The organism is Sessilibacter sp. MAH3 (assembly GCF_054658275.1).
In genome coordinates this window covers 276,154-293,348 of sequence record NZ_BAAGIE010000001.1, presented here as the reverse complement: position 1 = coordinate 293,348, position 17,195 = coordinate 276,154, and the positions used below count along the sequence as shown (strand labels likewise).

General features: G+C 37.9%; 11 protein-coding genes. 8 read left to right on the top strand and 3 right to left on the bottom strand.

The features are described from left to right. Positions 1-83 precede the first annotated feature (83 nt). On the top strand, positions 84-668 hold the full coding sequence (locus ACYQ2C_RS01185) for a ferredoxin reductase domain-containing protein (protein ID WP_460099212.1): 585 nt from the start codon (positions 84-86) through the stop codon (positions 666-668). Between the two features lie 58 nt (positions 669-726). On the opposite strand, the gene ACYQ2C_RS01180 is transcribed toward ACYQ2C_RS01185, so the two are convergent. From ACYQ2C_RS01180 to guaB, 3 genes are all read right to left on the bottom strand, one after another. After that, complete coding sequence (locus tag ACYQ2C_RS01180; protein ID WP_460099209.1) at positions 727-2,634, bottom strand: acyltransferase family protein; 1,908 nt, start codon at positions 2,632-2,634, stop codon at positions 727-729. A gap of 1,225 nt (positions 2,635-3,859) precedes the next feature. Further along, positions 3,860-5,440, bottom strand: a complete 1,581-nt coding sequence (gene guaA, locus ACYQ2C_RS01175; protein WP_460099207.1) for a glutamine-hydrolyzing GMP synthase — start codon at positions 5,438-5,440, stop codon at positions 3,860-3,862. A gap of 147 nt (positions 5,441-5,587) precedes the next feature. Next, positions 5,588-7,060, bottom strand: a complete 1,473-nt coding sequence (gene guaB / locus ACYQ2C_RS01170; protein ID WP_460052573.1) for an IMP dehydrogenase — start codon at positions 7,058-7,060, stop codon at positions 5,588-5,590. A 436-nt stretch (positions 7,061-7,496) separates the two neighbouring features. On the opposite strand from guaB, the gene xseA reads away from it, so the two are divergent. From xseA to ACYQ2C_RS01135, 7 genes are all read left to right on the top strand, one after another. Further along, positions 7,497-8,855 carry an exodeoxyribonuclease VII large subunit gene (xseA, locus tag ACYQ2C_RS01165; RefSeq protein ID WP_460099203.1) on the top strand — a complete coding sequence of 453 codons (1,359 nt, stop codon included), beginning with the start codon at positions 7,497-7,499 and terminating at the stop codon, positions 8,853-8,855. 226 nt (positions 8,856-9,081) lie between these two features. After that, positions 9,082-9,696: a hypothetical protein gene (locus ACYQ2C_RS01160; protein ID WP_460099200.1), complete on the top strand. Its 615-nt coding sequence runs from the start codon at positions 9,082-9,084 to the stop codon at positions 9,694-9,696. A 279-nt stretch (positions 9,697-9,975) separates the two neighbouring features. After that, entirely contained in the window at positions 9,976-10,464 is a 489-nt protein-coding gene (locus tag ACYQ2C_RS01155) for a cysteine peptidase family C39 domain-containing protein (protein WP_460099198.1), read from the top strand. A 566-nt stretch (positions 10,465-11,030) separates the two neighbouring features. Continuing rightward, positions 11,031-13,346, top strand: a complete 2,316-nt coding sequence (locus ACYQ2C_RS01150) for a winged helix-turn-helix domain-containing protein (RefSeq protein ID WP_460099195.1) — start codon at positions 11,031-11,033, stop codon at positions 13,344-13,346. Positions 13,347-14,397: 1,051 nt separating this feature from the next. Next, the gene (locus tag ACYQ2C_RS01145; protein WP_460052563.1) at positions 14,398-14,574 is read left to right on the top strand and encodes a hypothetical protein; all 177 of its coding nucleotides are present in this window, start codon (positions 14,398-14,400) and stop codon (positions 14,572-14,574) included. A 1,540-nt stretch (positions 14,575-16,114) separates the two neighbouring features. Next, entirely contained in the window at positions 16,115-16,759 is a 645-nt protein-coding gene (locus ACYQ2C_RS01140) for a helix-turn-helix transcriptional regulator (RefSeq protein WP_460052561.1), read from the top strand. A 105-nt stretch (positions 16,760-16,864) separates the two neighbouring features. Then, a complete protein-coding gene (locus ACYQ2C_RS01135; RefSeq protein ID WP_460052560.1) occupies positions 16,865-17,065 on the top strand; it encodes a hypothetical protein in 201 nt (66 codons plus the stop codon). Positions 17,066-17,195: the final 130 nt, after the last annotated feature.

Genomic DNA, 17,195 nt, shown 5'->3' with positions numbered 1-17,195 from the left:
ACCTCTGATTAACCTAAAAATATTTAGGAACCTCTGATTAACCTAAAAATATTTAGATTATTATTTGAGAATACCGTTTATCAATGAATAATCTAATATATGGACAACTTGGCATTGGCAGTAAAATATTAACGCAAGTGTTAGATATTGGTAAGACAGTTCAAATAGAAATCATTAACAACATTAAATTTCACCCGTCTACTCTCGACAAACCACTGATTTTAATTGGTTCCGGCAGCGGATTTTCAGGCTTAAGAGCCCACTTAAATTATCGAATGCAGCGTGGGAGCGATTCGAACAATTGGTTGATATTTGGCGAGCGATTTTATTCAAAAGATTATTTCTTTAAAGAAGATATAAACACTTGGCAAGGTAACCAATGTCTCACTAAAGCACATTTAGCTTTTTCGAGAAGTACGGAACAAGAAATAATTAACGCTAAAAGTTACGATCCAACTGTAGAAGTCAATACCGGTTACATCACCGAAGTTATACAAAATCAAATTTCAGACATTCAAAAATGGTTAAATCAAGGTGCTAGTATTTATGTGTGTGGCAGCCGAGAAGGAATGGGGTTAACGGTAGACGCGGTTTTACGCGAAAAACTGGGTGATGAATTACTTGCGCAGCTTCAGAATTTGGGACGTTACCGAAAAGATATTTATTAACTCATGAATTAATTCAACATAGTGTTGGAAACTCTGGATAAATCAGAGTTTCCTAAATTTATTGAAATTCCTCGTTTAGTCTCGCTTGAGCATTTTTAAGATTCATCGAATCTAACAAAAAATTTGCGTATGGTGTATAACCACGAACCGTAAGATGAGCATTATCCCAAATAATGGGCCCTTCCTTTACGAACAAATCACAGGTTTGTTTATTTCTATCACAAAAGAATTCGCTTTTTTCAATCCAAATTAAATCATTTTCATTATCGACAAGTGCTTTTAAACTGTCTGAAATTCTCAAGCGATCAAAACGCATATTAGAATAGGCAAGCCTTGCAATACCTGAATCGTTGTTAACCAGCCCTTGGGTTTTAAAACTGAATGAAGAGAGATCTTCGAACATAACCGAACCCGTAATAAATACAGGTTTTTGTGAATACTGTTTAAGTGCCTTTGTGAATTTAAGGCCGTTTTTATAGGTAGACTCCTGCCATTTAGCCGTGACTAGAATCACATCAGCGACATCAATCAAGTCAAAACTCACATCTTCATCAAAACAAACCGTATCGGTATGAAAATCGGATTCGTTCATATCGCGCATACATTCATCGTCGAAATAAACTTTGCGAACACTCATACTTGGATCTTCTAAATAACTTAAAGCCAGAAAAGCATCTTCCGCGAATGAATCTCCAAAAATAAGAATATTGGTGCAGCCACCGGAAATATCGCAGTAGAAATCGGTATCCGATGGATAGTATTTAACGCGATAGTTACTCACCAATGTCTTTTCAGCCTCAACATCAACCAAGGGCACGCCGCCATTTTCAACCAATCTTGTACTGAAATAAGTAAGGAAACCTTCTTTTTTATGGGCAACAAAACCAACCACAAGCGTGACCATGACGCATGAAAGTATCGCGGGATGGATAACAATTGCTTTTAATACCTGCTTATTTCGTGAAGGTTTCTCGATGTATCGGTAGCTTAAATAAGACAGCGCGACAATTAAAGGCAGGCTCAATAACTTGTAAACTGCGACATTCTCCGCGTCTGCATGGTACTTAATCGCTGAAAATATTGGATTATGGAACAGATACAGTGCGTAACTTATGAGTCCAATGCTCACAAATAAACGATTGCTTAAAATAGATTTAGCAAAGGCGGTATATTTACCAAAAAATATGATCACACCTGTGCTGAATACAGGCACAAGTGTCCACCATGAAGGGTGATTAATTTGTTTAGTTAAGAATATTACCGAAGCAAGTAGCGCCAAAATTGCCACCAAAACCAATGATTCTATCAAAAACTTATGGTTAAACTGAAACTGCTCGGCTCGATTGGTTTCATACACTGCTATCAATGATCCCAGTAAAAACTCCCAACCCCGGGTATGAAATGAGTAAAAAGACAGACTTGGATTTTGTTCAGTTAACTGTACGGCTCCGTAAAAAGATAACAGTGCAAGTGAGATTAAAATCACATATTTTTGGGTAGTTTTGGCAAAAATCACCAACAAGAAAGGAAAGAAAATATAAAACTGTTCTTCAACACTCAGACTCCAAGTATGGAGCATAGGCGCATTTTGGTTAAACGGATTAAAATAATCGGTTTCTAAGTAGAAAAAATAATTCGATAAGAAGGTAAAAGTTGCTACCAAACTTTGTCCGACATTTTTTATATCTGCCGGAGAAAATGTTGATGCTATACCGATAGTTAATAGAGCTGTTGCCAATAATGGTGGAATAATTCTACGGATACGTCTGTCGTAAAATTGGATAAAAGAAAACTCGCCTTTTAAACATTGTTCATAGATTATTTTCGTTATAAGGTAACCGCTGATAACAAAAAAAACATCAACACCCAGAAAACCGCCACTAAAAAAACCAAATCCAGCATGATATAAAATCACCGGAACTATGGCTAAAGCTCTTAGTCCATCGATTTCAGCACGATATTTCAACGTATAAAGTCCTTTAATTGAAAGCAGGTCACAGTTTTAAAAGCTTTAGAATTTAATAAATTCTGGACCACCTCGTATACATTCCAGAATATTTTATGATTTCGTGTGCAGAAAAAACTGCCCGATCCCAGCGTTACAATGAGTATAACGTTGGCTTCAGCAATAATAAGCTCTTGGAATAATTAAAAAATTACAGTTTTAACTGCTAAATTCGGTTGAATCAAAATAATTGAGCGTAGGCGCTCATACAGATATCTAAATATTGTTTAAGCAGATTTATATCGACTAATAACGAAAATTTATATTCGGCACAAATACAGTTCATACTTTAAATACTCTGCCTCGTAGATACCAATCAGAGCACTTAACATCTACCTTATTTTTAAGATAAAACCAGCCCACTGTTTGTGTTACGAAAAATCTATCTTGAAGTATTTCTACACATCAAATCCACAAATGTTAAATCGTTTCTAACAGATATCTTCTAGGTCTTTTTTAAAAATAATTGGAGCAATTTATTGTATTTTGTCATAAGAAAATTTGATAAATTTCTCGGTGCTTTTTTCATGAAAAGCATCACAAATTTAGAAATTTCCATGCTGTTTAGTATCGAATAAATACTTTTTGTCGCCTAAATCAACTCTTAACTTTCAAAAAAATAACCAAGTAAATAAGTCAGAATGAATAAATTCAAGTCACCCAATATCATCAATCTAAGCCGTTAATTATCTACAACAAGTTCTATTATTTTCATAAATAACGAGCGTGGATAAATTTGGGAAATACGAAAACTTTTCGCTGCAATAGATAGGAGACTCTGATTAACCTAGATTTTTTGGCAACACAAATATGCGTAGGTAACTTCAAGAGCAGTAAGTGATTGAATTTTTGAGAAACTAAACATCTTATTTTCAGTTTCTTCTGCTGATTAAATCATGGGTAAGTCAATCAGAAGTCCCGATAGTTATTAAAAACTTCTTTCTTAACAACTTCTTTCTTAACAACTTAGGATTTGTCTGTATCGAGGATTTTTAAGATCGGCAACAAATAAATTCGTGATTAAATTAAAACTTTTAATAAACTTTACAATTCAATCTAAGTAAAATAGAAGTAATTTTTTGAAGAACATATTTATTACAGCGGGTTAAATATGTAAAAAAAGCCCATGGGTTACATGAGCTTTTTAAGAGATTTCAATAAGTTGCGTTCTGGGTTTAACGCACTTTTATTCCCACTCAATCGTCGCCGGTGGCTTGCTGGAAATATCGTAGGTGACTCGCGACACGCCTGAAATTTCGTTGATAATTCTGCTAGAGACTTTTTCAAGCAAATCGTAAGGAAGATGAGCCCAGTGCGCGGTCATAAAATCCACAGTTTCAACGGCACGTAATGCAATAACCCATTCGTAGCGACGGCCATCGCCCACAACGCCAACGGATTTTACCGGTAAGAACACGGCAAAGGCCTGACTGGTTTTATCGTACCAACCAGAATTTCTAAGCTCTTCTATAAAAATTGCGTCGGCTTCACGCAGAATGTTTGCATATTCTTTTTTAACTTTACCGAGAATACGCACACCCAAACCTGGGCCGGGGAACGGATGACGAAAAACCATCTCGTGAGGCAAGCCAAGTTCTAAGCCAATTTTTCTAACTTCGTCTTTAAAGAGTTCGCGCAGTGGTTCAACCAGTTTTAACGCCATATCCTCTGGTAAACCGCCAACATTGTGATGGGATTTAATCACATGAGCTTTGCCGGTTTTCGCCGCGGCTGACTCGATAACATCGGGATAAATAGTGCCTTGAGCAAGCCATTTTACGTTTTCAATTTTGGCGGCTTCGTCGTCAAAGACTTCTATAAAGGTGTTACCGATAATCTTGCGTTTTTTCTCGGGATCATCAACACCGTCTAAGCGAGACAAAAATAATTCTTCGGCATTGGCGCGAATCACTTTTACGCCCATATTTTTGGCAAACATGTCCATAACCTGCTCGCCTTCGTTTTTACGTAACAGACCGTTATCGACAAAAACACAAGTTAGCTGGCTACCAATGGCTTTGTGTAAAAGTGCAGCAACTACGGAGGAGTCAACACCACCCGACAAACCGAGTAACACATTATCGCTGCCGACTTGTTCTCGCACGCGAACGATAGCGTCTTCAACGATATTTTCAGCCGTCCATAACGCATCGCAGCCACAAATTTTCAAAACAAAGTGCTCAAACAGCCGCTTGCCTTGTTTGGTATGGGTCACTTCTGGGTGGAACTGCAAACCATAAAATGGTTTTTCGATATGAACCATTCCGGCTATTGGACAGGAATCGGTGCTGGCAAAAATCTCGAAGTTTTCAGGCAAGCCAATAACTTTGTCGCCGTGGCTCATCCATACGTCCAGCAAGATATTACCGCTGTGATCGATATGATCGGAAATGTCGTGAATAAGCGCATTGCTCTTCTCGATTTTTACTTGAGCGTAACCGAATTCACTTTTGCTGGAGCCTTGAACCTTACCGCCCATCTGTTCGGCCATGGTTTGCATACCGTAGCAAATACCCAAAACCGGAACATTGAGATTGAATACCAGCTCTGGAGCTCGAGGTGAGTTTTCTGCCGTAACCGACTCGGGGCTGCCTGCGAGAATTACGCCCTTGGGGTTAAAGTGCTGGATATCTTCATCGCTCATCTCCCAAGAGTGGATCTCACAATAAACACCAATCTCTCGCACGCGACGAGCAATCAGCTGTGTGTATTGAGAGCCAAAATCTAGAATCAGTATACGTTGCGAGTGAATATCTCGGTTGGTCATAGAAAAACCCCAATTACGATAACCTCAAGCACCAGTCTTGAGAGTACGTTGTGTTCAATAAACTCTTCGTGAGAAGAATTAAAATTTACGCGTTTAAAAACAAAACGGGGCCCTTGTTAGGGCCCCGATCAATCCCGAATTATATACTTATCGGCCGCCAATTGGGTAGTTCGGCGCCTCTTTAGTGATTTGCACGTCGTGAACGTGACTTTCACCCATACCGGCTGACGTTACTCGAACAAATTCTGGCTTGGTGCGCATTTCTTCGACGGTGCTCGACCCGGTGTATCCCATCGCAGAGCTCAAACCACCCATCATTTGATGAACAATAACTGACAAAGGACCTTTATAAGGAACACGGCCTTCAATACCTTCTGGAACCAGTTTTTCTACCGCGCTGCCATCTTGGAAGTAGCGATCGGAAGAACCTTGGGTTTTGGACATTGCTCCCAATGAGCCCATACCGCGATAGGATTTGTAGGTTCTGCCTTGGAACAGCTCGACTTCACCGGGCGCTTCCTCGGTTCCGGCAAACATTGATCCCATCATTACGGCACTTGCCCCAGCAACAATGGCTTTGGCAATATCCCCAGAGTAGCGAATACCGCCGTCGGCAATAACCGGTACGCCGGTGTCTTTGAGTGCTTCGGCAACATTTGCAATCGCCGATATTTGCGGAACACCCACACCGCTAACAATACGAGTGGTACAAATTGAACCGGGGCCAATACCAACTTTTACGCCATCGGCACCAGCTTCTACTAGCGCTAAAGCTCCAGCAGCGGTTGCCACGTTTCCACCAATGACTTGAAGGCCTGGGTAGGTTTGCTTGATTTTTCGAACTCGGTCTAACACATTTTTTGAGTGACCGTGGGCGGTATCAACAACAATGACATCTACACCAGCATCAACAAGCGCGGCTACTCGATCATCGGTATCAGGACTGGTACCGACAGAAGCACCCACCAACAAACTCCCCTCCGCATCTTTTGCGGCATTCGGATAGGTTTCGGCCTTACTGATATCTTTAACGGTAACCAAACCGACCAGTTTAAAGTCATCATTTACGACAAGCACCTTCTCAATGCGGTACTTATGCAACAACTCACGGATCTCGTCAGATGAGGTGCCCTCTTTGGCTGTGATCAATCTTTCTTTTGGCGTCATGATGCTGGAGACCGCCGCATCCATATTGGATTCAAAACGTAAGTCTCGGCTGGTCACAATACCAACAAGATCACCATTTTCGACTACTGGTACACCAGAGATATTGTTTTCGCGAGTCAATCTGACCAATTCCCGGATGGTTGCATCGCCAGAAATGGTAATCGGATCTTTAACCACACCCGCTTCAAACTTTTTAACAGCACGCACTTCGCGAGCTTGCTGTTCAATCGTCATGCTCTTGTGAATAATACCAATACCGCCTTCTTGAGCCACTGCGATTGCTAAACGCGCTTCGGTAACGGTATCCATAGCAGCTGACACTAAAGGAATATTCAGCTGAATAGCACGGGTTAAGTTGGTTTTTAATGAAACATTCTTTGCGGTTATCTCAGAATAACCCGGAACCAATAGAACATCGTCAAAGGTTAGTGCTTCTTGACTAATACGTAACATAGAAGCTAGAACTCCTGCATGATGCGGGTTTTACAACAATGGTTATTTATTGTTCAAAATCCGCTTGGGTGAAGCTTTATATTTTTACAGCTGAAAAACAGCATACTTAAGGGCGTATTTAAAGTTCTTAGGTTTTAACCTTATTAATTAACGGAACAATTAACAGAACGTTCAACGCAGAATTCAGGTACAACACATCTAGCATTCGATGAAAGTCATTCATCTAAAAGCTTAGATAAAAAATGCCTTTTCGTCGTCATCACCTTAAATTCCTGAGCTTTCTGACAATTCGGTCAGGATGAGCTTGTGCAAGATGATGATGTCTCGAAATTAAAAACGCGCAATTATAATGATGTGGCCAGCAAATGCCTAGGATTAGCTGCGCTCTTAGAGTTTTTACTTTTAACTAAAGTCTGAACTACCCTAGAATGCGCAGATGACGACTTTTACTACTACGCAAGCCAACACCAGTACCGCCGAACGAACAGTTCTCTCGGTCAGCCAACTTAATCGTTTAGCTAAGCATACTTTAGAACAATTACCGCTATTTTGGATTGAAGGTGAAATTTCAAACCTTAGCAAACCTTCTTCTGGCCATTGGTATTTCACACTGAAAGACCAAACTGCCCAGGTTCGTTGCGCCATGTTCAAAAATAGAAATCTGGCGGTAAAGTTCAGGGTTGAGCACGGTTCTAAAGTGGTTGTTCGAGCAAAGATTAGCCTTTATGAAGGTCGCGGCGACTACCAGCTAATCGTTGAGCATATAGAGGAAGCAGGACTTGGTGATCTGCATCGTCAATTTGAACAATTGAAACAAACACTGAATGCAAAGGGACTGTTCGATAGCAGCCACAAAAAGCCTCTGCCAGAATTGCCGTTGCATATTGGTGTAATTACTTCACCCACCGGCGCTGCGGTAAAAGATGTGTGCTCCGTGTTGCGTCGTAGATTTCCTTCTATTCCCGTCACGATTATTCCAACCGTGGTTCAGGGAAATGGCGCTGCGGCAGAAATTATCAAAGCGCTCTACTTAGCTCAAGATTGCGGCCTGTTTGATGTTTTATTGATCACACGTGGTGGTGGATCTCTCGAAGATTTATGGTGCTTTAATGATGAGCAATTAGCGCACGCTATTTATGACTGCCCTATTCCGATTGTTAGTGCTGTTGGTCACGAAATAGACTTTACGATTGCTGACTTTGTCGCCGACGTAAGAGCGCCAACACCGTCTGCTGCCGCAGAATTAATTTCTCCAAATCGCATCGAGTATCTCAACTATTTTTTGGGCTACCAGAAACAGTTAAGCAATGTTGTTTTAAGTGTCATCAAAGAAAAACATACTCAAGTAAAACAACTTCGAGCGCAGATAAATCACCCCGGAGAAAAGCTCCAGAATCAATCACAACGGCTGGATCATTTAGAAATCAGAATGCAGAGCGCTCTACAGTCTCGTATTCGTTCCGAAAAACAAACCGTTGCTCAACTGGTAAAAAACTTTAAACGTATTAACTTGCATAGCGAAATTACTCGCAAACAAGAGTTGACGGCTAAGTGTTCGAAAGAATTAACTCGTAACCTAAACATTAAATTGAACAAACTAAGAACCGAGACGATAAATATTGCCCAAAGACTCAACGCCGTAAATCCTTTGGCAGTGTTAGAACGAGGGTATTCAATGACGACATTTAGCTCGGGCGAGGTAATTACCGACAGTGAACAGGTTGCAGTTGGCGACGACGTATCGATTAAATTGGCCAAAGGAAGTATCGCCTGTACCGTCAAAACTATCGATTAGCTCTGTGCAGAAGCTTTCAATATGGGAACACTCAATACAATTAGGCCCCCAACATAGGAATCCCAGTATAGAAACCTCCTACCAATACAGTCATGATTTAACTGGGGGATGGAAATCGAAAAGCAATTTTCAAATACTTATCCAGAAAACTAAAAACTAAGCTCGATCTCTACTCTAGTGTTGTACAAAGCATCAAATTATTATTCAGCAAATAAATGAGCTATTTATGCAGGATATTTGGAACAGTATTCATTGGCAACCAACCATAGGCGATCCCAGTCTGGCAGGCTGGTCAATTGCAATCCTGTACTTTATTACCGCTGCAATGTCAGTAATGGTTTATCGAAATGCCCAGTTCATTTTTACAACCCGTATTAAATCTCAAGCCCGATTATGGATGGCAATTGCACTACTTTTGTTTTTGCTGGGTATAAATAAACAACTCGATTTGCAAACGTTATTCACAGAAATAGGCAGGGCCATTGCAAAGCAAGGCAATTGGTATAAAGATAGACGATCGATTCAAATAATCTTCGTTGCGGCTGTAGCGGTGCTGGGAACCATTGTAACCATAGCTATGCTGGTTGCTTACCGTAAATCGTTTAAAAATAACTATTTAGCCTTAGTAGGAATTGTTTTTTTAATATCCTACGTATTGATACGAGCATCTTCTTTTCATCATATTGATAAACTTATTCATTCTAGACTACTAAGCCTACAATTTAATTGGCTGTTTGAATCTGTGGGAATCCTTCTAATTTTGGCGAATTCGCTATACCTGCAATACAAACCCAATAATCACTTACCTTCAAAACAACATCCAAACTCTCGTCACATGTAAATAAAGGAATCTCTGATTAACTCAGAGTTTCTAGCGGCACAAGGATGTGTTATCAACTTAAAGAACGGTAAGTGATTGAAATTGTGAATCGCATTTTAAATTTCCGTCCGCTGATTTAATCAGAGATGAGGAAATCAGAGGTTCCTATAGTCTCTGACACAGCCACAATTTGCCCTTAATTTTTCTGATACATTTAACAGCTTATCCAGAAGCCTAACTTTGCACACTATTAACCAAGCAAAGTATGTATAAATTGCATAGAGGCTAGCTCGCAACTTTATGATTAAAATGTTTTTAACCTGCATTCTTATTCAGCTAAGACTCGTATCTTATCGCCTACCCTTGCTTCGTCAGAAAAAGCACTATGAGTGCGGAGTTGCATGCTTGGTTATGATGGCTTGTTACTACGGTAACTTTGTTGGGCTGCGTCGTGCACGCAAATTTTTGCAAGCCCAAGCCAACGGCCTTAGTGTGCGAGAAATTATTGAATGTTCATGCAAGTTTAAATTGGTTGCCAATGTAAGAGAATTAACAGTCGATCAACTCTCGCAATTAAAAACGCCATCTGTCTTGCATTGGAACAAAAATCACTTTGTGATATTAAAATCCATCAATGACAGGGAAGCGGTCATTCACGATCCAGCGGCAGGCATTGTTAGAATAGTTAATCAAGATCTTCAAAATTATTATTCCGGCATAGTAATCGACTTTGAACCGATAAATAGTTTTGAATGTGAATACCACAAACTTGCATTGAAAAAAACATAAAAAAGCGCGTCCCTCTTTTCCCGTCAATACCCGAATATACCCACCTAATACCAATGAGTAAGCCTAAAATGGTTAGCTCTAGGGTAACTACTCAAAAAATTACTTTTTTATCCCCTACCCAAGAAGGTCTTCAATAGTTTAGTCAAAACACGTAATCTTAAGCGTAAATCTATAGGCACAGTGTTGTTGACTTTTCTCGGATGGAATCGTGTATACAAGTCAATTGGATCACTCATTAAGATACTAGCGTCGGCTTCTAAAGATTTGTAAATACCTTGTAAACTAATGAGTTAGTCGACACGTCATAACCACCTATGATTAATCGCATTACATCACTCCTAGTTGATGTTCATATGTTTGATATATTCGATAAAAGCAAATTATTAAACCAATTCCATCAATTAAGAATTAAAGCAAGCAGAATTGATAATTTTTAATTATATTTAGTACCGATTAATATAAGTTACATCACAACTGCGCTATATTAGCGTCTGAAAAGTTTCGCAGTAGTAAACGCAAGGAAAAGGGTTTATTTAAACGAGGTTATGTCAAACAAAGGCTCAGTCATGAAATTCGGTCCGTTTCACTTGGACCCAACCACCTGCATTCTCTATCGAGAAGGCACCGAGCTGGCAGTAGAACCGAAACTTCTTGAAGTTTTACTGTATTTGTTAGCCAATCGTGATAGATATGTTCCTCTATCGGAATTACATGAAGAACTTTGGGCTGGACGAATAGTAACCGACACCGCTGTAAGAAGAACCATCAGTAAGCTTCGATCAATTCTAGAAGACGACACCAATAATCCTCAGTTTATTAAATCACTGCCCAAGCGCGGCTACAAAATAGTCGCAGAAATAGATTTCTGTAGTCATGCTCCGGGAACAGACGTAAAAGATGTTGATGAAACTTCCGAATTAACGTCGCAAATAGACAATAACTCCGAAAATAAGCAACTAAGCGAAAACGAACAACTTACACAAAATAATCAACACACTGTAGACACATCAATAATTAGTGCCGCAACGCCTTCGGAATACCACCGTACTGAAGCCATCACAAAACCCCAAATTGAAAAACAAACAAATCACCTACTAGAAGCTCGTGGTGGTTTTGTAAATAACAACGCAAATAAAAAAGTAAATCGTAAAAAAAAGAAACTGGGAATATTTCTAGCGTTTGGTTGTGTAATTACGTTGGCGGCCATACTAATACTGGCACAAAACTCAGAAATCATAAACCTAACGGGCAAACTCAAAGAAAAAATCACCATAGAAACAATAGAAACCTTCCCTTCTGATAAGTCATCGATGGCTGTTTCCGATGACGGTACTCAACTCGCTTTTACGGCAAGAATGTCGGAACAAATGGGATTTCAACTATTTATTAAAGATTTAAATACCGGATATATAAAACAAATTTCAAGACCTGAAGAATCAGTAATGAGCACGGTTTTCTTACAAGGCTCTCGTGAAATTGGCTATGTATCTTCAGAAAATGGAGGCTCCGTAATAAAGATTAAAAGTTTAGACAACGACTCCCCAGAGCCCACAAAAGAAATCTTTAAATCAGACAAACGTTTACGGCAACTAGATCACGGATTTAATGAAGATACGTTAGTAGTGACGGAACATGGTGTAGATATAGGAATTCAAAAGACCTTTAGCTTTAACCGAAATAACTCAAAGATCGCTTCTGAGATATTATCAAGTGATGCTATTGGAGCGTACAAATTTAACTGGGAATATTCTCCATCCAGATCACGGGCTTCATACTTTTCAATTAGCAATAAAACAGCATTCACGGTTACAGTTCATATCCTGGATTTAGACTCACAAACAGAAGAAATAATTGGTGAGCACGTAGTTTCTACTTTAAGTACTAACCTCATATATGACTCTGTTTGGCTAAACGATGACACTCTTATAATTAACGGGTCTCAAAAAATAATTGCCTTAGACGCAAATACCTTAGAATCTGAAGACCTAATCAAAAATGGCCGCAATCTATATCATAATGTTACACGAGCAAGTGATAATGAATTTTTAGCTATGCGTTATGAAATTCCAGAAAAATATACAGTTGGCCTAGATACCGAAACCCTTGCCGAATCAAGTCGTATTCCTGACCCACTTTATGCCGGAATTGTAGGGTTCGTGTTAGATAATGATTATTATTACATTCAAAATAACGAAGATTTTACTTCCAAGGAAATACTTAAAGTAACACCAAATAAAGAGTCAAAAATTATATATGATTCACCCAACTTAGGTTATATTTTAGGAATATCGAAAGACAATAACAAATTGATTGTCACAAAAAATAGACTAAATGACATAATTATAACTAACTTAAATACAGGAAATATAGATGCAAGTATACCAACGGAAGATAATTTAGTTTCGATACAGTTATCAACGGATAGATCAAAAATTTTCTTTACAAGCCAATTATTTGATGTCTGGCAGGCAGGCTACATTGATATAGAAAGTGGAGCATCACATATTATCGGAGAAAACATTTCCCTTATTCAAGAATCCAGCGATAAAGAAAGCTATTACATAATCAAAGCAGATCGAAGTATATATAAAACAGATAAAAACCTTAAAATATTAAAAAGTTACAGTTTAAAGATACCTTCCGAAGTTATTTTTAGATTCCGAGGAGCACAGATTAAAAGCGATATTTTAATGTGGAGCACCTACGAAGATAACAACCTCGTACTACACACATTTAATTTCTTAACTGAAAAGAAAACTTCAAAAAAACTTTCATCAATATTAACCGCCCCATTCTTTGTACTTTCGAATGACGGGAAGAAAATATATTATCGCGATGCCAAAAGTCGTCTAGAAATTATCGATAAAATTACAATAAACTGACCACTCTTAGGTTGCCATTTTATATAACGTAAACCTTAGATTATTCAACATTCGATAATAAATTAATCTGAAATTAACTGAGCGAAAAAAAAGTTATTTTGATAAACTTCTAATATTACTTTTTATCACATAAAACAATTTACTTTGAGGTTAAAATGAAAAAATTAAGCGCTTTACTGGTGGGCCTAACTCTAACCATTAGCGGACAATGCTTTGCCGAAACATTCCAAAAAACAGATGATATAAATTTATTTGACTTGGGTATTGGACCATCAACTCAAAGTGGCTGCGAAAATACCGATTTTAGTACTTGCCCTAGCCGGCCTTAATTAAATATTTGATCTTTGCATTTACGAAAGGGAGTAAATCAGTAACACTTATTCCCTTTCATGAGCATTAAGTAATATTTAATAGGCTTAAGTTACTGAACTCCATATATTTTTTCTAAAAAACCTGTCTAACTCAGCGTTGTTTGTCGGTTTACTTCGTTCTGAAGTACTACTCCTACTCTTTAAGAAATCAGTAAAGGTTGTCTTGTTTAATTCGATTTAAACTTGCTCAAGCGGTTTTGGCTTAAAGTCACAAACTCTTAGTTCCAACAAGATATTCTGTTATTAGTTAATAATTTTCGAATAATTAATTCTTCTTGAAGAAATTCTTTTGTTTCTGAAGCCTTGCCATAATCGAATATATCCGTACAGACAATTTTTTATACGTAAAAATTGGATACAAAAATAAACTCCTATCAAAACACCAACTGACTTTTTAAATTTCTGATCTTGGCTTATCTATAACAAACTCCACTACAGTATCTTTAGACATTTAGTCACGCACCACACTTAAAAGAAATACATAATTAAGCACTTCTAACACCATAAGAATTTACCTAAAAATAAACCTATGCAGCACAATATATAACACTAAAGAATTAATTTTTAATTTTTATTTAAAAAATATTTTTATATACGAATAAAATCTTAGGATACTGTTTGATATGCAAAAAAAATAATACTAATATGAATGTTCAATATTTATTAAACGGAGAAAAGACATGAAAAAATTGGTTTTTTTGGTGTGTTTATCAGCTATTTTTTCAAGCGCTAGCAGTTTTGCAGCAACCACTCAAAATCTAGAAACTAAAAACTGGTTCGACTTAGGAATTGGATCAGGCCCATCTACTCAGGTATTTTGTGAAGGCCCACCGGGAAGTTGTCCAGATCAACCTTAAGCTGAAGTAGCTGTCGAGAGGTATATATCAAAACCTCTCGACAAAATAGGTATCAACAAACGAGCTAGCAAAATCGAGAGAACCAACAGGCTCGATGATTTACTTGTTGATGACGAAACCCACTCAAACCTAAAGATCTGCAAGAGCGGAACGTGTCAATATAGACGACATTATCAGAAGTCGCTTTCTTCCTATTAAGAGGCAATGGAATTGCACTTTTGACGTTCATTATAGTAGTAAGAACAAACTTTTCTATTTGTCTGTGGTAATTCAAAAACCGCCATTTGACATCGCCGAGCAACTCTTATTTCTACTTACTCTACCAAAATAACCTTCACTAGTTTCATTGATTTCAGCATAACCGACTTAATAGTGTTTAGGGAATTTACTAGTTAACAACTGTTTCCGTAGATTAAAAAATAAGCGTTAGTTTTCGGCTGTATTTTAAATATTTTCGGCGTGACTGATCAGGTGCACCAACGACAATATGCATGGCAGCCCCCATTTTGTTGTCTTGACATTAACTACTTTATCCATTCTACATAGATTTTGAAGCAGTCTCTAAAGTTATATCAGTGAAATTCAACACAAATAGAAACGACGATTCAAAAAAGGCTGAACAACGTCGATCAACTGAGGTTCACAACAGGAAAAAGCAGAGAAGAAATGAGTACAAATAACGAACAGTTATTTTCAATCAAAATCGAAGTAATGAAATCCGTTTTCAAATACAAACCGATCAAATAACGGCTACGGCCGTGTATCGAAAATAATTAATATTTGTCATTTGATAAATTAAATATCAGCAGAATTTTTAGGTGTTCTTGTACGTAATGAATCTGGAGAATTTGATTCAAACGCATATTTTATGAGCAAAATGTCGAATATGATCGGGTTAGGGAGTAGCTCTAAAAAACACAATAATTTTGGTTATAGTAGAATCTCACACAGACTGCTTTTTAACCAAATTATTAAAAAATTTCCATACTCAATAAACTCTACGTATCTGTTTAGAGTAAGCCATAAAGTTGATAAGTAGAGAATGCTGGAAATTAAAAAAATTTGGAATGTCAGTTATAAAACCTATAACCTGATATTCAAAAAGTGTAATTATTACAAAAAATAATTTTAGATAATGCTGTTTATGCAGGGTTTACATAAACAAACGGATAGAAGCCCTGTTTACAATTGAATATTATTTATACTTTTTGAACAATATTAACCCAAAAAATTATAACCAAGCTATAACCTAAAACAAAAAATTTAATAAAATCAAAATCTTACAAGATAGCAATATAACTTTTTAGATAACTATCAAAACTTACAAGCAAATCATCCAGTCATTATCGCTAGTTCGCACCTACAAACGTACGATCTTTTACATCGAAGACACAACGAAAGAAAGATAGTAATAGTAGTGCTGTTCAACCACTGATAGTTTCACCCCCACTGGTAAATCTAACAGTCCTGTCTTTCTCAGTTGAGTCAAACCCAAATTAACCGCGAAAAGTAGTTTTGCGAAATCAGCGAGGTAGACGCAATGGATCAGCTAGAGAATTTTGTACGCTCGTTCGAAAAAGTTTCCGATTTGGAAGAACTCAACTCTGTGTTCAAGGATATTTGCACTCAGTTCCAGTATGTGAGTTGCGCCTTGATTAGTACGAGTGAAACAGTCGAGGAGATTAAGTCTGATCAAACTATTGGTGTGATCAGCTCGCAATTAACTCATTGGCTTACTACTCAATCTCAACACCTAATTCGTTCTTTAAACACCGGCTCGTGTCCTGTTTATTTGAAAGATGTTAAGTCCGCCATCAAGTCGCCTAATGGATTCGCAATTGCTTTAGGTGGTAGTAATTACCAACGCTCCATTGTTCTTGTTGAATTCGGCGATGAATACACTTATGAACTTATTGAGAAAGTCTCTTGGTATTGGTTGATTATTAGCCATTACGCGTTAGGCGCTTTGAGCAGATGTACTGCAAAAATGTCCGTCAACTTTACGCCTCGCGAAATTGAATGTCTTCGTTGGGTATCTAAGGGTAAAACCTCTTGGGAAGTAAGCCGCATTCTTGGAGTTAGTGAACGAACTGTTAACTTCCACATTCAGAATTGCATGAAGAAGACCAACAGTGTTAACCGTCAGCAAGCTGTTACTAAAGGTTTGATGGGCGGGATTATTTAGTTTAATGCCTTATCAATTACGGCCTTGCAAACGATAACAAGGCTGTAATCTAAGTTTATGCTAGCTCGTTTAAACACCCATATCTCTACTCAAGGAATTTAGATTATGAATGCCAAAGTTAATTTTTCTACACACTCAGAATTTCTTGCTGCCAGAGTCGGCTTAAGTCAAACAATTACCGTTGGCCGAGCCGCAAATAAAGAAGATGATTCTAAAATATATGATCGAAGTGAAATTAAATCTCTTGCAGCCCTTGAAAGTATTTTTTTGAGCTGTTCAAAGCCTGTTTCATCGAGCATCAAATAGTCGACCGATCAAATACCCTTCGATAACTGTTGATTACGTTTTTAAAATTTACACATGGTAACTCTGTAAGAACCACTCTGTGTATAGATAAGTAAACGAATTGCGATTATTGAATGTCTGAGGTTAGATT